We start from the raw sequence: 19103 nt of genomic DNA on the forward strand, positions 1-19103 counted from the left end.
TCAGTCTACCCTGACCATTGTTGATAAAGGGTGATAGCCGTCAAAACTCCTCTCCCCCAAATCCAGAGGAGAGGAAATAGCCTTAGCTACGCAAACCACGTCCACGTTGAATAAGCGACCAGCAGATCAAATAAAACGCCACAATAAAAACCACCAGTACGCCAAAGGTAGTGACCAACGGCACATCATTGATGCCGAGGAAGCCGTAGCGGAAACCACTGATCATATAAACAATGGGGTTCAGGTGAGACAGCCCCTGCCAGAACGGCGGCAGCAAAGTCAGGGAGTAAAAGACCCCGCCCAAATACGTGAGTGGCGTTAACACAAAGGTTGGCACCAGGCTAATGTCATCGAATGTTTTGGCAAACACGCCGTTCAGCAACCCCGCAAGGGAGAACAACACCGCCGTGAGCACCAGTGTTAAGGCAACAAATACCCACGAATGCACCTGAAATGGCACAAAAAACAGGGAAATCGCCGTCACCAGAATGCCAACAAACAGACCACGCGCTACGCCGCCACCAACATATCCGGCAATAATCACATGCGTCGGTACTGGAGCGACCAGCAGTTCTTCAATATTACGCTGGAACTTGGCACCAAAAAATGATGACGCGACGTTGGCGTAGGCATTGGTGATCACCGACATCATGATCAGCCCCGGCACGATAAACTGCATATAGCTGAAGCCATGCATATCGCCAATACGCGACCCGATCAGGTTACCGAAGATAATGAAATAAAGAGTCATGGTGATGGCCGGCGGCACCAGCGTCTGCACCCAGATACGCATAAAGCGATGGATCTCTTTCGCCCAGATGCTTTTTAGCGCTACCCAGTAAAGATGCATCATGCGCGATCTCCTTGTTTTTCATTAACCAGTGAAACAAACAGCTCTTCAAGACGGTTAGCTTTGTTACGCATACTTAATACCTGAATGCCCTGCTCACTTAACTGCGTGAATACGCTGTTAACCCCCTGCTCACGCAGCACTTCAACTTCCAGCGTCGCGGTATCGACCAGTCGATACTGATAGCCATCGAGCTTCGGTAACGGGCTTTTCGGTGCGAGATCGAGAATAAAGGTTTCTGATTTCAGCTTCGCCAGCAGCGCCTTCATTGAGGTATTTTCCACCAGCTCACCGTGCTGAATAATGCCGATATTGCGGCACAGCATTTCTGCTTCTTCCAGGTAGTGTGTGGTGAGAATGATAGTGGTGCCTTTGTCATTTAAATCCTTTAAAAATCCCCACATTGAGCGGCGAAGTTCGATATCCACGCCTGCGGTTGGTTCATCCAGAATCAGTAGTTTAGGTTCATGCATTAACGCACGGGCAATCATTAAACGGCGCTTCATCCCGCCCGATAACATACGCGCTCGCTCGTTACGCTTTCCCCATAGATCGAGCTGTTTAAGATATTTTTCGCTGCGGATGTACGCTTCTTTGCGCTCCACACCATAGTACCCCGCCTGATTCACCACAATTTGTTGCACGGTTTCAAACGGGTTGAAGTTAAATTCCTGCGGCACCAGCCCCAACTGGCGTTTAGCGTTAACGACATCTTTCTCAAGATCGTAACCAAATACGCTGACCCGCCCGGAGGTTTTATTTACCAGTGAGCTGATAATACCAATAGTGGTCGATTTTCCGGCCCCATTCGGCCCGAGAAGCGCATAAAAATCACCCGATTCGACCTGCAAATCTATTCCACGAAGCGCCTGAACGCCGCCTGGATAGGTTTTTTTAAGCTGTTGAAGTTCCAGTGCAATGGTCATAAATTTTTACTTACCTTACGTTCTTACACTTTATCTGTGGTTTAAATCGTCCCGGAGTTGCCCTATATTAGCCAAACGTAATTATTTGGTTACAGGTCGTTAACCTCCATGAAAGACATAGATACACTCATCAGCAACAATGCACTATGGTCAAAAATGCTGGTGGAAGAGGATCCCGGGTTTTTTGAGAAACTGGCACAAGCGCAAAAACCGCGCTTTCTATGGATTGGATGTTCCGACAGTCGCGTTCCTGCAGAACGTTTAACCGGTCTTGAGCCGGGCGAACTCTTTGTTCACCGTAATGTTGCTAACCTGGTCATTCACACCGATCTGAACTGCCTTTCCGTAGTTCAGTATGCAGTGGATGTACTCGAAGTTGAACACATTATTATCTGTGGCCACTACGGTTGCGGCGGCGTACAAGCCGCAGTTGAAAACCCGGAACTGGGGCTTATCAACAACTGGCTGCTGCATATCCGCGATATCTGGTTCAAACATAGCTCATTGCTCGGCGAAATGCCGCAAGAGCGCCGTCTGGATACCTTGTGTGAACTGAACGTCATGGAACAGGTGTATAACCTGGGCCATTCCACCATTATGCAATCAGCGTGGAAACGAGGGCAGAAAGTGACCATTCACGGCTGGGCCTACGGCATTCACGACGGCTTGCTGCGTGATCTGGATGTCACCGCGACCAATCGCGAAACCCTTGAGCAACGTTACCGTCACGGGATTTCCAACCTCAAACTGAAACACGCCAACCACAAATAAAAATACCATGCCGGATGCAACACATCCGGCAAATCCACGCTTACTCGTCCAGCAGAATCACTTTACCGATATATGGCAGATGACGGTAACGCTGTGCGTAATCGATACCGTAGCCCACCACAAACTCATCCGGGATCGAGAAACCGATAAATTCTACCGGGACGTTCACTTCACGACGAGACGGTTTATCCAGCAGCGTACAAATCGCCAGCGACTTCGGTTCGCGCAAGCTTAAGATTTCGCGCACTTTCGACAGTGTATTACCCGAGTCGATGATATCTTCAACAATCAGCACGTCCTTGCCACGGATATCCTCATCCAGATCTTTGAGGATTTTCACATCGCGGGTGGTGGACATGCCGCTACCGTAGCTGGAGGCGGTCATAAAATCGACTTCATGAGATACCTGAACTTCACGGCACAGGTCCGCCATAAACATAAATGAGCCACGCAGCAGACCTACCAGCACCATATCGCTGCCGCTGTCTTTGTAACGCTCAGTAATCTGACGACCCAGTTCGGCGATACGCGCTTTAATCTCCGCTTCGGGGATCATTACTTCTACATAATGTTTCATCTATCAAATAACCAATTGATTATTAATGAAATAACCATCATTTTTCATGCTTAAAAAAACAATATTGATACACCGATTGATACACAAACAGAGAACGGCACAAAAAAAATGACAGAAAACAAGAGAACAACAAATTGAGTCGGGATTGTACCCGATCCCATAAAAGCTCACTAACGCTTTTAATGTATCTTTGTTGTAGACACAGAATAATTACTCGCCTATCCTCACTGTAGACACACAATAGATACAGGAGTTAACCCACATGCGCACACAGGTTGTATTGCAAAAATGGGGTAATAGCATTGCCCTTCGACTAACGGGAAACCTTAAAACCGTTCCGGGTTTTTCAGTGGGTGATATCGTCAACGTTGAAATTAGTGAAAAGGGGCTTTTTGTAGAAAAGCCTGCACGCCGTCGCCTGAGTGAAGCCGAATTACTCGCCGGGATAACGCCAGTTACAGCGCACGCGGACGAAATTGCCACCCCATTCAATGAGGAGGTTGATTACTGATGTTTGTACCTAAGCGTGGTGATATTTGCTGGCTGGATTTTGAGCCGCAGAAAGGAAAAGAGATCGGAAAGTATCGCCCGGCACTCATACTGTCCCATGAGCAATATAACCGACTCACCGGGCTTGTCATATGCTGCCCCATAAGTACGAGCATACGAAATGCTCCCACAGAAGTTCCGGTAACAAATCTGGACGCCCCCAGCGTGGTAGCAACCACACTCATTCAAACCCTTGACTGGCGTCAGCGGAAAGCACGCTTAATTACAGAGGCAGAAGATGGAGTATTTAATGATGTGCTTGAAAGAGTCATTACTCTGATTGGTGGAGAGCATCTGCTTAAGTAAAAGGAGGGCTGAGAAGCCCTCAACGTTACCGGAAATTTCCTTGCTATTCTTTCCAGTCAATCCCATCCAGTAAGCACCCTGCCTCATATTGCCCCACCACCCAGTCAAGGTTACAGGACTCATAGAACGCGAGGCGATTATACTGAGGCTCGTTTTTTACCAGGCCACGAACGGAACCACGCTGCCAGTACAGACACAGATTGGCAAGAGGTGTGATCAATACAGCATTGTCCGGGAAAAATGGAACGGTCACAGCCGGGAGATTCCCCAGAACGGGATTTTTAATGATTTCCTTGTTAAGCAAAATTTCCTGATTCATCTGCGATGGATTAAGACGGTTTATCAAAGGCCATTGCTTACGGACCAGCGTATTGTGACTGCATACGGCCACAATGCCTTCCTGCCACTGTTCATCAATCATGGATTGCCAGGCATCCAGAACGAGCGCATCTATCGTATGGTGTGTACCGCGTGTATTACTTTTCGGTGATGAAACAGAAAGGCCGCTGATAACCCTTCCCGCCGCTTCATTTCGAAACTTCTGCAACCAACCCACGCCGCAATCGTCACGCCCCGGATATGTTTCAGGGTCAGATTCGGCGGCATAATGTGTGCCGTTAAAACCAATCTGAATTAAATCCAGCCATTTCCGGCGTTCAAAAGCGGCCCGCGCACTTCCTTCAAGGCCGTTTGCGGATGCGTGAGCATCGGCATTGTCGTAGCTCAACGCAAAATCAAAATTAACCTGCTCGCAGCGGTAGCCCCTTGAAACCAGTGAATGCGCCTGTAGTGGCGAACGGCGCTCGTGAGGTGGCGATGTACGTGCCAACGGCCCCGAAGCGTCTACCAGCACAACCCGACCTGATATATCCGTAACAGGCACGGGAGTTATTTCAGCAAGGAAATTTGCCTGCCATCCACTGGCAAGCGTTGCACTCTGGCGGGGAACGGGTTCAACTTCTGACGAATAGCGCGCAGTGTCACCGGAAAAGTGCAAATCCTTCGGATGTTTTCCGGTTATCGACTCGATAGCGCAATTGAAAACCATCTGAGCCTGTTGATTTCGTTGTGATACAACAGAATCAGCAGTGCAATTATAACGCTCAATGCCGTCGTTATTACCCCCACCGCTTGCAGTATGCAGGGTGTGAAGCTCAAGCTCACGCTCCAGTTTTTGATATTCATTGTCCAGCGCGCGACGCGTCTCATCGCTTATGCTTGCTGTGTTTGCTTTCAGGCGATTCCGGGACATTAATCCCCTGAGTCGGCTCACTATATCAGCGCCGTGCAAATGTGGAGTATTCAGACCGCCCATTACTGCCACCCCCGGCAGAGTTCTCTGCCCTCCGCAAGGTCGCGCATTTTTTCTGGATTCTGTCGCGCCGCGCTCCATTGTACAGGTGAAGGGGCGTTCCTGATTGCGCGGCTTACCGAATCCGGGAGTTTCTCCGGGCAATAACGCAGCGGGCTGGAGGTGTCGCTTTCGGTATCGTTAATCCGGCCGCGAATCATCCCGACACTTTCAGCAGTATCTGTCGCTTTCAGTGTTTCGCATATTTTCTTTTCTGCGTTATACAGCGGCTGGCCAAGCAGCTCACATAAACCACGAATCAATAACAGAGCAGGGGTCAGCTCGTTAATCAGTTCGGGAAGTGCTTTTGCAAATATCTCTGCCCGCAACTTATTATCAATGCTTTCGTAAGCACAACCAGCCTCTGCCGCGTTATAACGACACTCCAGTAGCCTGATGCGCGCCTCATCATGCAGCACCCGCAGACGCTCAAGATTTTCTCGCGCCACACCCGCCTGAATGGATAATTTCGCGGAGGCTTCCGTTTTTACGCCCAGCGCAGACAGGATTGAGTTCTGCCAGTCACGATCGAGAGATTCCAGCTCCCCTTTCGTCTGTTCGATAGTTGCTTCCAGATTGGTGATTAATGATTCCTGTTCACTGAGTTTTGCCATGGCTGCATCAAACTGTGCTTTACATACCTGATGTTCGGCGCTTGCCTGAGTTATATCCATTATTTGCTCCTGTAATACATTTTTTTACTTACGCCGATTTTTTCCATATTGCGTAATACATTCCAGCCGATTTTGTTCTCGTAATACGCTCACAATACTGTTGTATTACGCTTTCTTATATCGCGGGTGTTAAATCCCGGCATAAACAATCAGGGAGGCAACACGATGAAAAAACAAAAGAAAATGCGATGCGTATTACGCTGTATTCGTATCCCGCACGAAATCGACCATAAAATAAATCAGATATGTCAGGACAGAGAGATGAACTACTCCCAGTGCGTCAGAATGTTTATCAGTCAGGGAATTAAGGCCGGGGAAACGCAGGAAGAAGACTGCAACGGGCGCAATGTAGCGGGGGATGTGTGGGCCTGGGCAAATGACCAGAACCACACGACGTAATACAGAAATAACGCAGCCGGTCACACTCGCTGGCTGTGTTATACAAATCACTATGAAGTTTTCGACTTCCTGCGCTTAGTAATGCGTACAAACGACTCAAGCGTACAAAAACAAGCCCCACACTCAATATTATTGCACTGGTAATACGTTCTGTAGATGTTTTGTTCGTGTTCTTCCAACGAACGACCACGGGTGCGGGCTGAAGCGCCACAGGCCGGGCAAGGGAAAGACATATCACGCTCCTCTTACTGGTGTGAAATTTAACCTATTATATCTTCTGCCGCCCCCCTCTGGCTGTATCAAATAAACCCGCAGCAGTCGCCGCGTATTACGCACGGGCGCGCCGTTCCCATGCTCACTCGTCACATTCCCCGTATCAGTTCTCTCTTGCCGTAAGAACGGCTCTGGCTGGCGATAAAACTAACCCGGTCGGGGCATTCCCGCAGCCTTTAGCGAAAATGTAATTTACCCCCTGAAACGCGTGCTGTTCCCCCGTCACCTGCGCGCGAAAAACTCACCGTTTTTTGTGCACGCACGAAATCGCCCTCCGGGCGCGCCAGTACTGGGCCGGATGGGCAAAAAGTTACTCTAAAAAATTGTGCAAATTTGTGCACTTTTGTGCAGATGAACAATAGCGTCAAAAAGAGTGCTTTTGAGAGATTTTTTATGGCAACTGCGCCGCGTGTATTACGTTTTTTACCATCCCCGCCGCGCATGTACATACTTCATTTTTCTGCCAAACAACAGGGCAACTCCCCGTGACTGACAGCCCCAAAAAATCAATGATTGATGTTGCATTTTTGTTAGAGGTCAGGCCAGTTGTTTTGGGGCTCTGCCTCATAATCCGGTGGGGGGTGCGCAAAGCGGTTACAACGGTTACAACAGTCAAAAACACCACTTAACAGCATGATTTTAATGGATATTGTTTGTAACCGCTTTGCGGTTACACTGCGGTTACAACGGTTACAGGTTTCAAAAAGCACTTTATTATCAATCAATTAAAAACTTAACCTGTAACCGCCTGTAACCTAACAAAACGGTTACATGTAACCGCGTTGTAACCGCTTTTGTAACTCATCCGACCAGTTATAATATATTGATATATAATGCAAAAATAAGTGATTTTAAATTTGTAACCGTTGTAACCGCTTTGCGCACCCCCCCCCAAACTTTAGCGCGACCCTTTAAAATGTTAATTAAACCCACTTACTCTGTATCACTCTCATTAACTCTCTGTGATTGAAATGTATCTCGCCACTGTTTGACTCTTTCTGATAATCAGGGGAAGCAAAAAATTGATGGCGGCACTACTGCAATATGACCACCATTGCATTGCTGTTACCGTTGGTTCTGGCCAACAAAAAAGGTCAGCGGGAAACTGACCTCTTTTGCTGTGAATGTAGCGTTCTGCGGGTTACTCTGCTGGCTCTTTTTCTTCGGTGATCACTATGTTGGCTACCGGGTTAAATCTCATGGCATCTGCCAGATAATCCGGTGCAAAATGTGCGTATGCCATAGTCTGCTGAATTGTCGCATGCCCAAGGATTTTTTGTAGCGCAAGAATGTTGCCACCGTTCATCACAAAGTGACTGGCGAATGTATGCCGCAATACATGCGCAGCCTGCCCCCTCGGTAAATCGGGTTTTATTTTTTTTAATGCCCGGCAAAACTCTCTGTACTTCACATCAAACAGTCGCCCGGTTTCTTTTGTTTTTACGGCATCGCATATTTCCTGCGACACAGGCACCGTTCTTTTTCTACCGTTTTTGGTTTCCAGAAACGTTATTCTATTATGAACTATTTGCTCTCCATGCAATCTGCTGGCCTCACTCCAGCGGGCTCCGGTACAAAGACACAAGAGCGCAACCCTTCGTTGATCTCCATTCAGCCCGTCAAGCAACAATGTGACCTCGTTTTTTGATAAAAAGGCCATTTCCCGCTGCTTTACATAAAGAACAGGAATACCACGAACCGGATGCTCTGCATCCCACAAACCGATCTTTTTCAGGGCTGTAAACATCCCCGATAATCTGTTCATGTATCTGTTTGCTGAGGACGGCTTTAATCCTTCCGCAATTTTCTGCGATCGCCATGCAATGATTTTTAATTTGTCGAGTTCTACCGCAAACATGTCAGCTCCAAGCTCATTAATAATTTTGCCAAGCTGCTGTTTATCCGTGTTTGCCTTTCGCCTGTGCTGACCGTGATAAACCCACCACAATTCCAGTAAATCGCTAAGGGTTCTCCGGTCGCGATAGCCCTGTATAAACTCGCGCTTTTCGGCGTTCGCTATGATGTACCGTTCAGTTGCTGTAGCTATAGATTTTTTGTCAAATATTCTTCTGATGCGCTTCCCTTTACGTCCGCATGGCCTGATATCGAGTAGCCACCGCCCATCATGCATCTTTCTGATCGGCATGTTTAACGCCCCTCCTTGTAACTGAATATCCGGCATTTCAGTACTTCCGGCTCTCTGGCCTCGGCTACCCCTTTTCCGGCGTTTGCCTGTCTGGACACCTCACTACGAATTGTTTTACGACCTGTCAACGGTCGGGAGCGTCCAGCCCCGAGCAACTCAATCATTTCGCGATCGGTTCGGATCTCCACGCGGTGAATGGCGGCTGCCTGTGCCAGTTGCGGAATACTGATAGCAATCCCTTCGCAGCATCCCTTGCCGTAGTGGTTTACACCGTATTTTGTTATGCCGTCCAGGAAGTCGAACGCTTCCCAGAACTCCACCACTTCCGGTAAATCAGCCGCCGCCGCTTTAACCTGCGCTGTTGCCATTTGTTCCAGTTCCAGACATGTGGCATCAAGCCATTCAGCCGGGATATCAATAACGCATTTAAGCGCCCTGACCAGCGCGATAAGTTGCGCGTGATTTTTGGCGATACGGGGATGGCGAATATTTTCGCATCCGCAAAGGCGTTCCGTTTCAGCCGGCGACACTTCCAGGAACGTTTGCATAATCGCCCGTTCCTGACTTACCGCCCGATGAATAAACCCCGATACCTTCTCGACGGGGTAGAGTTCCAGTCGTCTCGCCGCCAGTCGGGTATCAGGTGAATGGCGTTTTTTATCGGTGTATATACGTATCAGGCGCTCGATAATTGCCGGCGAGGCGTTTACCCGCGCATTCTGCGCAATTACGATAGCGCCCTTAAAATCCGGGTCATAGGTGTTGTTATTGTTGGCCTTAACACCACGAACGCCGATACCACCGCCGTTATAGAGACTTTTCAGGTTATCGAAGTCAAACGCACCTCTTTTTTGCGCATTGTCTCCCCGGTCCGCTTCAATCAGAACAACAGGTAATCCGGCGACCTGTCCAAAGGTGCGCTTCCAGCCCGCCTCTGATCCTTTGGTTGGATCTACGCCTTCATAGTTGTCACGACCGCACAGCCGCCAGCAAAAATCAATCAATGTTGATTTACCCGTTCCGGGCTCCCCGGTGACTTCAAGGAAGGGGAAGGATTCTTCTTTATCCCGGATTTGTTCACTGAACAGCGAACCCAGCCAGAAAGCCAGGGTAATAATTCCCTTTTCGCCAAAAGCCAGCCAGAGATCTTCCACCCATGACGTTGTAAATTCATCCGGTTTTTTGTAGTTAATCTGTAATGTGGGTTTTTCGCTTAATGGTTTTGCGTTTATGCCATCAATTTCAAAATAATCTTCGTCATTGATTTCATAAGTTTTACCCTTGTAAACAGCAATATCATTAAACAACCATGCCCCAATGGCCTTGTTGTATCCGATAAAATCCTGACCAATAACCTCTTTTATTGCGGGAAGGTCATTTTTTATTAATGCGTCAAGTTGCGTAGTCGTTCCGGTATAAATGCCGCCTTTTGCTACGTGCAACAGACGTTTTTTAAATTCAGATGCGGATGTTAATTGCCCTGATGTAAAGGTGTTTTTCACCGTAGCACCATCCGGGAATGTAATGCGGAAGTAATACCATGCTTCATCCGTATCATTGTTTCGAATGTAATAAAGCGGCACTGGGTTACAGTTTGCGATTTCTTTTACAGCGCCGGATTCCTTGAGTGCAATTTTGCGCGCTTCATCTTCGTCAACATTTCGCTCATTAATGACACGCTCAACAGCCTTCATATGGCGCTCAATATCCAGCTTGAACCAGAACACACGGTTATCAAAGGGAAAATGAAATTCCTTTCGCTCACGAAAGGAAAACATTATTAGTGCCTTATCTCTCGGAGATTTCGCCAGCAATAAATCACCGTAATAACGGTATCTTTTCACATCATGGCCACGTAGCTTTCCGGCGATGTGTAAATCATTCCAGTCGCGTTTATTGTTGTTTTCACCCGGTAACGCCGCTGCCGTTCTCCAGCCGCCTTCGGCGCTGCGTTCTGCATGTTTTTTCGCGTAACGCTCACCCGCACGCCCGTTATCCAGCGCCCACACAATAACCGGACGGGGATTATCTCCGCACAGCTTCGCCAGTTCTTCCAGCGCCTTATCAGGGTAGTTCACGGCAGACATGACAGAAACGGCCGCAATGCCATTCTGGTTAAGGCTGATGGCATCAAAGACACCCTCACAAATCCAGATTTCTTTGGCCTTGCTTAAATCAGCTCCCGGATAAGCCCACCACAGCCCCTTGTAGCTGCCGGAAAAATTCGCCTTGCGAGCGAAGCGTTCCGGTCGGTCTATGATGCGCTCCCACCACACGCCGTCAGCCAGCGTAAAACGCACGGTAGCGGCTTGTTCGCCGCTTTCCTTGTCCTGGTATCGCTCCTGAGTAAATGCCCCTTTCAGTGGCTCCACAGCAATATTGCGCGCTTCCTGAAGATAAGCTGCCGCCGCTGCGTATGGATCGTCTTTCGTGCTGATATAGCGATCTGACCATGACGAAAACACATCCGGGTAAAGTTCTTTGGTCAACAGGTCTGCACCGCATTTATTTTCGCGGCCACAGTGTACGATGTACGGCCTCTCAAGACTGGTAAACAGTTCCTTCTTTCCACATTGCGGACAAACACCATAACGAAGATAGTTATTTTCTTCTTTAAAGTTGTAATCACGAATAAGACGGTTAATAATCTCTTTTCTGGTGTTATGTTTCATATATAAATCCCCCCCCCACTGCACCTTTTGCAGTGGGGTTTTTATTAATTACTCGTTACTTCTTGTTTCCGGGCAATCCCTGCGGCTTCAGCTTTGTGCCATGAAAAAATCCCGCCAGAAAGATGCATTCCTGATTTAATCGCTCGTAATTCCCGATAAAGAATGTTAGTTAATGATTCCATTTCATCGCTTTGTACAGCAATTCGCTCTTTGGTATTAATTTCACCTGTCAATGCTGAAAAAAGAGCAATAACATTTATTACATCCTCAAGACTGCCAATGGAATCTTCTGTGAAAAAGCCAGCGTATTCTTTTTTGTATATATTGCGGACATTCTGATTTTCAGACATAAAAACTCCCCGGCCAGTTAAGGCCGAAATATAAATTGAATTCAGTTATCAGTGGACAATTCGGGAATCAGGCGGAAAGCTGCGTCACCTTCAACGCTCTGAAATGTGTCATTCCCAGCTCTTCCAGCCCTTCGGCTGCGCGGCGTATGGCTTCGCCCGGTCCCGTTCCGTATACCGTTGCATGTGCATGTTTGGTTAACCCGCGCTTATTAACGGCATAACCCAACACAAAGAAACGTTTTTCACCACTGCCATTATTTTTACGGGATGCTGAACGGGTTTTCATTTCTTCACCTTTACCACTGATGCTGTGAGCTCTTCTTCTGGCAATTGATATTTCGGCGCAATTTCTTCCGTATACCTGATAACGTCCCTTGCCGCTTTTCCTTTTGATTTATATTTACGTATCGTGTGGAAGTTTTCTTCCTCTCCTGTTACCACATTACGCAATTTAATATGAATCTCGTACATCGTTACCCCTCCATGATTTTTACTGCGCATTTGTGAGTTAATCGCCCCTGTTTGTCATTGCGGGAATATGCCATACGACAGGCATCACGCCATGCATCGTCATAAGTCGGATATTCCCAGGAATGAATCATCTGGCGAACGTCGCCGTTCTGGTAGTTAATCAGGGTGATAAGGAGCTTAAACATGGCACGCCTCCCGGACACGGATACGGGCAACAAAGACCAGACGGGATGCCGGAAGCATGGCGCGCGCTTCGCGCTCACTGGCAGCGGTAACGGTATGAAGGCGGATATTTTTACCGTGGCACTGCATAAAGCGCCAGATAAAATCAGGGCGTGTTGATATAGCCATTTTGGCGGCTCCTTTGTCTAATTTACGGAGTCTCGCCAGCACGCTGCTAAACATGGTGGCGGGACGTAACAGGGTTAGCAGACTGGTGACAAAGAAACCAGCAGGCCTTACGGCCTCCCCATTACGCCCCGCCATAATACGGGAAAGGGTGGTATTACGGGCACAAAAAAACCGCATTACGGAAATATAGCGGCTACCCGCTTTGTCAATCAGGCTGCTAAACCCGGCACCCGCTTTATGAGGTGCGGGCAAACGATACGCCATGACAAAAAAGCGAGTCAAGCAATATTGCAAATTATTTTGGCGCGCTTGCGCTGAGTGATTGATTTTTAAGAGTAAAAAAGCCATAATCATTTCTGCCTATTATTTCTTATTGTTGGTTTCAGGTGCACTAAATGCACATCCTTGACTGGTTGGCTCGCTGGCTTTAGCGAGCTTCTTTTTTTTGCTCTGCTGTCAGCGCCCGACCTCTCCCCCTCACGTGTAGCAACGTGTTCACATCAGTAAGTTTTGCCGCCAAGCGATGGGCTGCAATAAGCCGCCCGGGCTTATTCAACTCTGGCGCTACCGGATTCCCTCTCCCTTTTCTTTTTGGCGTTTTCGTATGGGTTATTCACTTTGGCAATAACTGGCGGATTACGTAGCCACCACAAAACATCACTTAACAGCCAGGTACATGAGCAACGCCCCAAAGAGTGACGGGGAGGAAAAGCACCGATCTTCTCCAGTTCCCAGCGCCGGGAGCGTGAAAGCGTGGTCATTTTTTTACACTTCTCTTCCCTGATGCGTTCTTCGCAGTCAAAACCATACTCGGCGAGTATGGTGCGGCGCTGTTCTGGAGTTGGTGGAATGAATGCGGATTGAGTCATATTTCCCCCTATGTTTCTGAACTTTCGGGGGAGATTTTTGTTTTACGGAGTTTTGAAAGCAAGTATTAAAGGTCTTATTAAGATGCTTGCTGGTCTTACTGAGATGATGCCTTAATCCATCTTGATATAGTACTTTTATCAAAGCGCATATTGAGTCCTGCCTCTTTTGCTTCCGCGGTCAATATATCAGCAAGTTTTACCGGATTGTTTTCGAGTTCTTTATAATGAATAACAAGCATCGCACGAAAAAAATCCTTCATTGTTTTAGATAATCGTTCTATATTGTTTTTATTGGTGCATATATCTTTCTCTCCATCCTCAGAGCTTAATATATTGTTACCCGCACACAAATATAAAGTGTCTGCCAATGGATTAACATAATCTTTTCTTAACTCGCTATTGGAGCTTGTAGCATTTTGTATTTTTAAAAAATCACTCTTTAAGATATATAAATCACCAATATCAAAAGAAACATCCTCAGTAACAATTACTCCTATATGTATATCAACGTCAGAAGCAATTATAATATTGCTATTAATTATTCGGTTGGCTTTAAACTTCTTATTAAAATCATAGTTGGCAAAAAAACTTCCCCCCAAAGCGAAAATACCGCCTATTTCAACAAAATACTTATGGTATTTTTCTTGAATACCTTTAAATACTGGTGGTACAACTGCCACAGCTCTTTCATCCGTTGCTATTCGATATACACTATATATGTGATAATTTTCCCCATAATATAACCCCCTGTTATAATAATTTAACAAAGCAAATGCAGTATCAATTGCTATGTCACCAAATTTGGGCGCTACATATGAATGACTTAGAGATTCGCACATTGAATCAAATATAATTCTCGACTTGGTTTTTATATAATTAAAACCATGGTGTTCTGCCGCCCTTTCTGAAATGGCATCAAGGTCAGATAACCGTGATTTACATGGTTCTGAATCCAGAAACTTACGCAGACAATCGAAATTAACCACATCTTTTTCATCTGGGATATTTAATACTCCATATGCAGATTCAATTTTTATACAAATACGAATGCAGCCTGTCACAGCCCAATGAATAAGATCATCAATATCGCAGTCTAATAACTTTGCCGCGCGCTCAATAGGATAGTAATCTCTTAGTGGTAACGTCATTCTTTTCGCTCACATATTATTTATCTTTAACCATTTTTTCTAAACATTCAAGCCAGTCATTTAGAGCCTTTAATTTGAATGGGATATACTGGCTAAGATTATAGTTAAATTCTGCGGAGCCAGCATTATATACGTGACCTAATAATGACTCGACAATATGAGGCATTACCCCCATGTTGTTTAACCCAGTTGAAAATGTCCGTCTTAAATCGTGTAGCGTCCATTTTTCATTATGTCCGAATATTTTATACATTCTGCGACCTTTCAGAGAAACAGCTCTATGCGTTCTCTCCTCACCCAAAAGTAAGCCCGTCCTCCCGGTTTCCTGTTTTAGCTCTTTTAACCAGTCTCTTATACCTTCGGGAATTGGCCGAATAATCTTTTTGTTACTTTTACTGTTATTTCTTGGAACAATCCAAACCCATTCATTAAAATCCCATTCAATCCAATGAGAACGGCGAATCTCTACAGTTCTAGCCCCAAAGACAATAAGCAACTTTATTAATCTAGAAAAATAAATATCCCGATGTTTCTCCTTTGCAAAATACCAAAGATCTGATAGTTCGGCATCACTCAAAACACGGTCGCGCTGTCCGGCAGATTCCCCTACATCGGTTAACGTTAAATGAACAAGGGCATCACTGATGGCATAACGCCGAACATTGCAAAACCGCAATGCCTGCTTGGAGAGTTGAAACATACGCCCCGCCGTTTTTGAACTTATAGCGCGAATCTCATCAAAACATTTTACCCAATGGCGAGTATCGCACCGTGATAACGGATAATGGCCTATTCTGGGGTAGACATGTTTGCAGAATTGCGCCCTAATCAATTCCTCATCTTTGCGCTTATGTCTTGCATAATTGACCAACCAATATTCCAACGCATCTCGAACAGTAACAGGAGCACGGGATTCTTCAGTAAAAAGTTGGAGTTCAATTTTTGGATCAAGACCATTAGCCAACCATTGACGGCAACGCTCACGCCACATCCTGGCATCTTTCAGACTAATATCAGGGTAATTCCCTAGAGTAAGACGAATAACTGAACTCTCACGCCCTCCAAGGCGATATGAAAAAACCCAGCTCACATGCCCTTTAGTTGATAACCTGACCCCTAACCCCTCTCCGTCAGCAAGCATTTCAACACGATCCCTATGCGTTCCTTGCAGCGCCTTTAGTTTCCTGTCGCTGAGCTTATTCGTTCCAGACATCATCACCGTTCCGATATTGATACACGCATTGATACACGTGAAATATTAATATCCAGAAAAAATGAAATCGAGCATGAACACAAAATCACTACAACATAATGATTTTGATTGATTTTTTATATTCAGCGGGTAAACACTAGAAAAGTCAGGAACATAAAAAACATTACTTCTACAGTATGTTTCATATCTCTAACCATATGATTTAAAAACAAATCACTTCGCACGGGCAGTTTTTTGCACCGCAACAAAGCGCAAGACACGCAGTATACCAGCAAAACGATTCATTCGCGGAGTCTGTTAATAAAGCTCGAATTGTGATGACGATCACGCATGTTAAAATCTATAATTAATTGCTACTAAAATATTAATGAATTGAAATGGTGTCTCTTTATGGCAATTAACAATACAGGCTCGCGACGATTACTCGTCACGCTAACAGCTCTTTTTGCAGCGCTTTGCGGGCTGTATCTACTCATTGGTGGAGGCTGGCTGGTCGCGATTGGCGGCTCCTGGTACTACCCTATCGCTGGCCTTGTGATGCTCGGCGTCAGCTGGATGCTGTGGCGCAGTAAACGCGCCGCACTTTGGCTGTACGCCGCTCTGCTGCTTGGCACCATGATTTGGGGCATCTGGGAAGTCGGTTTCGACTTCTGGGCACTGACTCCGCGCAGCGACATTCTGGTCTTCTTCGGCATCTGGCTAATCCTACCGTTTGTCTGGCGTCGCCTGGTCATTCCTGCCAGCGGCGCAGTTGCCGCACTGGTGGTCGCACTGTTGATTAGCGGAGGTATCCTGACCTGGGCCGGATTTAACGATCCGCAGGAAATCAACGGCACCTTAAGCGCCGATGCCACACCTGCCGAAGCTATCTCACCCGTTGCCGATCAGGACTGGCCCGCGTATGGTCGCAATCAGGAAGGCCAACGCTTTTCACCACTGAAGCAAATTAACGCCGATAACGTCCATAACCTGAAAGAAGCCTGGGTGTTCCGCACAGGTGATGTGAAACAGCCGAACGATCCGGGTGAAATCACCAATGAAGTGACACCAATTAAAGTGGGCGACACCCTTTACCTGTGTACCGCTCACCAGCGTCTGTTTGCGCTCGATGCCGCCAGCGGCAAAGAGAAATGGCATTACGATCCTGAGCTGAAAACCAACGAGTCTTTCCAGCACGTAACCTGCCGCGGCGTCTCTTATCATGAAGCTAAAGCAGAAACTGCTTCCCCGGAAGTGATGGCAGATTGCCCGCGTCGTATCATTCTTCCGGTGAATGACGGTCGCCTGATTGCGATTAACGCTGACAACGGCAAGCTGTGCGAAACCTTCGCCAATAAAGGCGTGCTCAATCTGCAAAGCAATATGCCAGACACCAAACCGGGCCTGTATGAGCCGACTTCGCCGCCGATTATCACCGATAAAACCATCGTGATGGCCGGTTCAGTCACCGATAACTTCTCAACCCGCGAAACGTCAGGCGTGATCCGTGGTTTTGATGTCAACACCGGGGAGCTGCTGTGGGCTTTTGATCCGGGAGCAAAAGATCCGAATGCGATCCCGTCTGACGAGCACACCTTTACCTTTAACTCGCCAAACTCGTGGGCACCTGCAGCCTATGACGCGAAACTGGATCTGGTCTATCTGCCGATGGGCGTGACCACGCCAGATATCTGGGGCGGTAACCGCACACCGGAACAGGAGCGTTATGCCAGCTCGATTCTGGCACTGAATGCCACTACCGGGAAACTGGCGTGGAGCTACCAGACCGTTCACCATGACCTGTGGGATATGGACCTTCCGGCACAGCCGACGCTGGCTGATATCACCGTTAATGGTCAGAAGGTGCCGGTCATTTACGCGCCGGCGAAAACTGGCAACATTTTTGTGCTCGATCGTCGTAATGGTGAACTGGTGGTTCCGGCCCCGGAAAAACCGGTGCCACAAGGCGCAGCGAAAGGTGATTACGTTACCCCAACTCAACCGTTCTCTGAACTGAGCTTCCGTCCGACGAAAGATTTGAGCGGTGCGGATATGTGGGGCGCCACCATGTTTGACCAACTGGTGTGCCGCGTGATGTTCCACCAGATGCGCTATGAAGGCATTTTCACCCCACCATCTGAACAGGGTACGTTGGTCTTCCCGGGTAACCTGGGGATGTTCGAATGGGGCGGGATTTCCGTTGATCCGAATCGTGAAGTGGCGATTGCCAACCCAATGGCACTGCCGTTTGTTTCGAAGCTGATCCCGCGCGGTCCGGGTAATCCGATGGAACAGCCGAAAGATGCCAAAGGCACGGGTACGGAATCCGGCATTCAACCGCAGTACGGTGTACCGTATGGCGTCACGCTCAATCCGTTCCTCTCACCGTTTGGTCTGCCGTGTAAACAGCCAGCATGGGGCTATATCTCAGCGCTGGATCTGAAAACCAACGAAGTGGTGTGGAAGAAACGTATTGGTACGCCGCAGGACAGCATGCCGTTCCCGATGCCCGTTCCGGTGCCGTTCAATATGGGGATGCCGATGCTGGGCGGGCCAATCTCCACGGCGGGTAACGTGCTGTTTATCGCTGCTACGGCAGATAACTACCTGCGCGCTTACAACATGAGCAACGGTGAAAAACTGTGGCAGGGCCGTTTACCGGCGGGGGGGCAGGCTACACCGATGACCTATGAAGTGAATGGTAAGCAGTATGTGGCGATCTCCGCAGGCGGTCACGGTTCATTTGGTACGAAGATGGGCGACTATATTGTGGCTTATGCGCTGCCGGATGATGTGAAGTAAGACTTGCGCACTTTGCTGACAAAGTGCGCTTTGTTCATGCCGGATGCGGCGTGAACGCCTTATCCGGCCTACGAAATCGTGCAAATTCAATACATTGCATATGGCTCGTAGGCCTGATAAGCGTAGCGCATCAGGCTGTGTTCATGCCGGATGCGGCGTGAACGCCTTATCCGGCCTGCGAAATCGTGCAAATTCAATACATTGCATATGGCGCGTAGGCCTGATAAGCGTAGCGCATCAGGCTGTGTTCATGCCGGATGCGGCGTGAACGCCTTATCCGTCCTACGAAATCGTGCAAATTCAATATATTGCATATGGCGCGTAGGCCTGATAAGCGTAGCGCATCAGGCTGTGTTCATGCCGAATGCGGCGTGAACGTCTTATCCGGCCTACGAAATCGTGCAAATTCAATACATTGCATATGGC

22 protein-coding genes are annotated in these 19103 nt (G+C 47.6%); 5 read left to right on the forward strand and 17 right to left on the reverse strand.

The annotated features are described in order from the left end of the window. Positions 1-82: 82 nt before the first annotated feature. A complete protein-coding gene (locus A7090_RS04915) occupies positions 83-853 on the reverse strand; it encodes an ABC transporter permease (protein WP_073546641.1) in 771 nt (256 codons plus the stop codon). Continuing rightward, a complete protein-coding gene (locus tag A7090_RS04920; RefSeq protein ID WP_105273226.1) occupies positions 850-1776 on the reverse strand; it encodes an ABC transporter ATP-binding protein in 927 nt (308 codons plus the stop codon). Before A7090_RS04920 ends, A7090_RS04915 begins: the two co-directional genes overlap by 4 nt. Positions 1777-1884: 108 nt before the next feature. On the opposite strand from A7090_RS04920, the gene can reads away from it, so the two are divergent. Next, positions 1885-2547 (forward strand): carbonate dehydratase, encoded by a 663-nt coding sequence (gene can, locus A7090_RS04925; RefSeq protein ID WP_000651599.1) that lies wholly within the window; start codon positions 1885-1887, stop codon positions 2545-2547. A gap of 40 nt (positions 2548-2587) precedes the next feature. Here can and hpt read toward each other — a convergent pair whose 3' ends face one another. Continuing rightward, positions 2588-3124: a hypoxanthine phosphoribosyltransferase gene (gene hpt, locus A7090_RS04930; RefSeq protein ID WP_000683851.1), complete on the reverse strand. Its 537-nt coding sequence runs from the start codon at positions 3122-3124 to the stop codon at positions 2588-2590. 262 nt (positions 3125-3386) lie between these two features. Here hpt and A7090_RS04935 point away from each other — a divergent pair, with 262 nt between their 5' ends. Further along, positions 3387-3635, forward strand: a complete 249-nt coding sequence (locus A7090_RS04935) for an AbrB/MazE/SpoVT family DNA-binding domain-containing protein (protein ID WP_001260304.1) — start codon at positions 3387-3389, stop codon at positions 3633-3635. Further along, positions 3635-3979, forward strand: a complete 345-nt coding sequence (locus tag A7090_RS04940) for a type II toxin-antitoxin system PemK/MazF family toxin (protein WP_000497967.1) — start codon at positions 3635-3637, stop codon at positions 3977-3979. Before A7090_RS04935 ends, A7090_RS04940 begins: the two co-directional genes overlap by 1 nt. A 43-nt stretch (positions 3980-4022) precedes the next feature. Here the strand turns inward: A7090_RS04940 and A7090_RS04945 are convergent, their stop codons facing one another. Continuing rightward, entirely contained in the window at positions 4023-5294 is a 1272-nt protein-coding gene (locus A7090_RS04945) for a P2 family phage major capsid protein (protein ID WP_024196624.1), read from the reverse strand. Next, complete coding sequence (locus A7090_RS04950; protein ID WP_000355637.1) at positions 5294-6004, reverse strand: hypothetical protein; 711 nt, start codon at positions 6002-6004, stop codon at positions 5294-5296. Before A7090_RS04950 ends, A7090_RS04945 begins: the two co-directional genes overlap by 1 nt. A gap of 165 nt (positions 6005-6169) precedes the next feature. Between A7090_RS04950 and A7090_RS04955 the strand changes: the two genes are divergently transcribed. Then, complete coding sequence (locus tag A7090_RS04955) at positions 6170-6403, forward strand: hypothetical protein (RefSeq protein ID WP_000744301.1); 234 nt, start codon at positions 6170-6172, stop codon at positions 6401-6403. A 50-nt stretch (positions 6404-6453) separates the two neighbouring features. Here A7090_RS04955 and A7090_RS04960 read toward each other — a convergent pair whose 3' ends face one another. From A7090_RS04960 to A7090_RS05015, 12 genes are all read right to left on the reverse strand, one after another. After that, positions 6454-6636: an ogr/Delta-like zinc finger family protein gene (locus A7090_RS04960; RefSeq protein WP_001756195.1), complete on the reverse strand. Its 183-nt coding sequence runs from the start codon at positions 6634-6636 to the stop codon at positions 6454-6456. A gap of 216 nt (positions 6637-6852) precedes the next feature. After that, positions 6853-7125: a hypothetical protein gene (locus tag A7090_RS04965; protein WP_000281924.1), complete on the reverse strand. Its 273-nt coding sequence runs from the start codon at positions 7123-7125 to the stop codon at positions 6853-6855. Positions 7126-7817: 692 nt separating this feature from the next. Further along, entirely contained in the window at positions 7818-8822 is a 1005-nt protein-coding gene (locus tag A7090_RS04970) for a phage integrase (protein WP_001308252.1), read from the reverse strand. Positions 8823-8824: 2 nt separating this feature from the next. Beyond that, the gene (locus A7090_RS04975; RefSeq protein ID WP_032084635.1) at positions 8825-11494 is read right to left on the reverse strand and encodes a toprim domain-containing protein; all 2670 of its coding nucleotides are present in this window, start codon (positions 11492-11494) and stop codon (positions 8825-8827) included. 44 nt (positions 11495-11538) lie between these two features. Then, positions 11539-11844 (reverse strand): hypothetical protein, encoded by a 306-nt coding sequence (locus tag A7090_RS04980; protein ID WP_032084634.1) that lies wholly within the window; start codon positions 11842-11844, stop codon positions 11539-11541. Between the two features lie 67 nt (positions 11845-11911). Then, on the reverse strand, positions 11912-12130 hold the full coding sequence (locus tag A7090_RS04985; RefSeq protein WP_023486155.1) for a hypothetical protein: 219 nt from the start codon (positions 12128-12130) through the stop codon (positions 11912-11914). Further along, positions 12127-12315 (reverse strand): hypothetical protein, encoded by a 189-nt coding sequence (locus A7090_RS04990; RefSeq protein WP_032084633.1) that lies wholly within the window; start codon positions 12313-12315, stop codon positions 12127-12129. Before A7090_RS04990 ends, A7090_RS04985 begins: the two co-directional genes overlap by 4 nt. Before the next feature lie 2 nt (positions 12316-12317). Beyond that, the gene (locus A7090_RS04995; RefSeq protein ID WP_000475520.1) at positions 12318-12500 is read right to left on the reverse strand and encodes a hypothetical protein; all 183 of its coding nucleotides are present in this window, start codon (positions 12498-12500) and stop codon (positions 12318-12320) included. Continuing rightward, complete coding sequence (locus A7090_RS05000) at positions 12493-13020, reverse strand: host cell division inhibitor Icd-like protein (protein ID WP_032084632.1); 528 nt, start codon at positions 13018-13020, stop codon at positions 12493-12495. Before A7090_RS05000 ends, A7090_RS04995 begins: the two co-directional genes overlap by 8 nt. A 194-nt stretch (positions 13021-13214) precedes the next feature. Then, positions 13215-13535, reverse strand: coding sequence for a helix-turn-helix transcriptional regulator (locus A7090_RS05005; protein WP_000194274.1), 321 nt, complete (start codon positions 13533-13535; stop codon positions 13215-13217). 95 nt (positions 13536-13630) lie between these two features. Next, positions 13631-14683, reverse strand: a complete 1053-nt coding sequence (locus tag A7090_RS05010; RefSeq protein ID WP_016242744.1) for a hypothetical protein — start codon at positions 14681-14683, stop codon at positions 13631-13633. A gap of 16 nt (positions 14684-14699) precedes the next feature. Then, the gene (locus A7090_RS05015) at positions 14700-15899 is read right to left on the reverse strand and encodes a tyrosine-type recombinase/integrase (RefSeq protein ID WP_001570687.1); all 1200 of its coding nucleotides are present in this window, start codon (positions 15897-15899) and stop codon (positions 14700-14702) included. Between the two features lie 387 nt (positions 15900-16286). Here A7090_RS05015 and gcd point away from each other — a divergent pair, with 387 nt between their 5' ends. Further along, complete coding sequence (gcd, locus tag A7090_RS05025) at positions 16287-18677, forward strand: quinoprotein glucose dehydrogenase (protein WP_105273227.1); 2391 nt, start codon at positions 16287-16289, stop codon at positions 18675-18677. The last annotated feature ends 426 nt before the right edge of the window (positions 18678-19103 follow it).

The organism is Escherichia sp. MOD1-EC7003, assembly GCF_002965065.1.
Lineage (GTDB): Bacteria > Pseudomonadota > Gammaproteobacteria > Enterobacterales > Enterobacteriaceae > Escherichia.

Coding starts and splice junctions, on each gene's coding strand:
- A7090_RS04915 (WP_073546641.1), bottom strand. CDS start 853: ATGATGCATCTTTACTGGGTAGCGCTAAAAAGCATCTGGGCGAAAGAG.
- A7090_RS04920 (WP_105273226.1), bottom strand. CDS start 1,776: ATGACCATTGCACTGGAACTTCAACAGCTTAAAAAAACCTATCCAGGC.
- can (WP_000651599.1), top strand. CDS start 1,885: ATGAAAGACATAGATACACTCATCAGCAACAATGCACTATGGTCAAAA.
- hpt (WP_000683851.1), bottom strand. CDS start 3,124: ATGAAACATTATGTAGAAGTAATGATCCCCGAAGCGGAGATTAAAGCG.
- A7090_RS04935 (WP_001260304.1), top strand. CDS start 3,387: ATGCGCACACAGGTTGTATTGCAAAAATGGGGTAATAGCATTGCCCTT.
- A7090_RS04940 (WP_000497967.1), top strand. CDS start 3,635: ATGTTTGTACCTAAGCGTGGTGATATTTGCTGGCTGGATTTTGAGCCG.
- A7090_RS04945 (WP_024196624.1), bottom strand. CDS start 5,294: ATGGGCGGTCTGAATACTCCACATTTGCACGGCGCTGATATAGTGAGC.
- A7090_RS04950 (WP_000355637.1), bottom strand. CDS start 6,004: ATGGATATAACTCAGGCAAGCGCCGAACATCAGGTATGTAAAGCACAG.
- A7090_RS04955 (WP_000744301.1), top strand. CDS start 6,170: ATGAAAAAACAAAAGAAAATGCGATGCGTATTACGCTGTATTCGTATC.
- A7090_RS04960 (WP_001756195.1), bottom strand. CDS start 6,636: ATGTCTTTCCCTTGCCCGGCCTGTGGCGCTTCAGCCCGCACCCGTGGT.
- A7090_RS04965 (WP_000281924.1), bottom strand. CDS start 7,125: ATGTACATGCGCGGCGGGGATGGTAAAAAACGTAATACACGCGGCGCA.
- A7090_RS04970 (WP_001308252.1), bottom strand. CDS start 8,822: ATGCCGATCAGAAAGATGCATGATGGGCGGTGGCTACTCGATATCAGG.
- A7090_RS04975 (WP_032084635.1), bottom strand. CDS start 11,494: ATGAAACATAACACCAGAAAAGAGATTATTAACCGTCTTATTCGTGAT.
- A7090_RS04980 (WP_032084634.1), bottom strand. CDS start 11,844: ATGTCTGAAAATCAGAATGTCCGCAATATATACAAAAAAGAATACGCT.
- A7090_RS04985 (WP_023486155.1), bottom strand. CDS start 12,130: ATGAAAACCCGTTCAGCATCCCGTAAAAATAATGGCAGTGGTGAAAAA.
- A7090_RS04990 (WP_032084633.1), bottom strand. CDS start 12,315: ATGTACGAGATTCATATTAAATTGCGTAATGTGGTAACAGGAGAGGAA.
- A7090_RS04995 (WP_000475520.1), bottom strand. CDS start 12,500: ATGTTTAAGCTCCTTATCACCCTGATTAACTACCAGAACGGCGACGTT.
- A7090_RS05000 (WP_032084632.1), bottom strand. CDS start 13,020: ATGATTATGGCTTTTTTACTCTTAAAAATCAATCACTCAGCGCAAGCG.
- A7090_RS05005 (WP_000194274.1), bottom strand. CDS start 13,535: ATGACTCAATCCGCATTCATTCCACCAACTCCAGAACAGCGCCGCACC.
- A7090_RS05010 (WP_016242744.1), bottom strand. CDS start 14,683: ATGACGTTACCACTAAGAGATTACTATCCTATTGAGCGCGCGGCAAAG.
- A7090_RS05015 (WP_001570687.1), bottom strand. CDS start 15,899: ATGATGTCTGGAACGAATAAGCTCAGCGACAGGAAACTAAAGGCGCTG.
- gcd (WP_105273227.1), top strand. CDS start 16,287: ATGGCAATTAACAATACAGGCTCGCGACGATTACTCGTCACGCTAACA.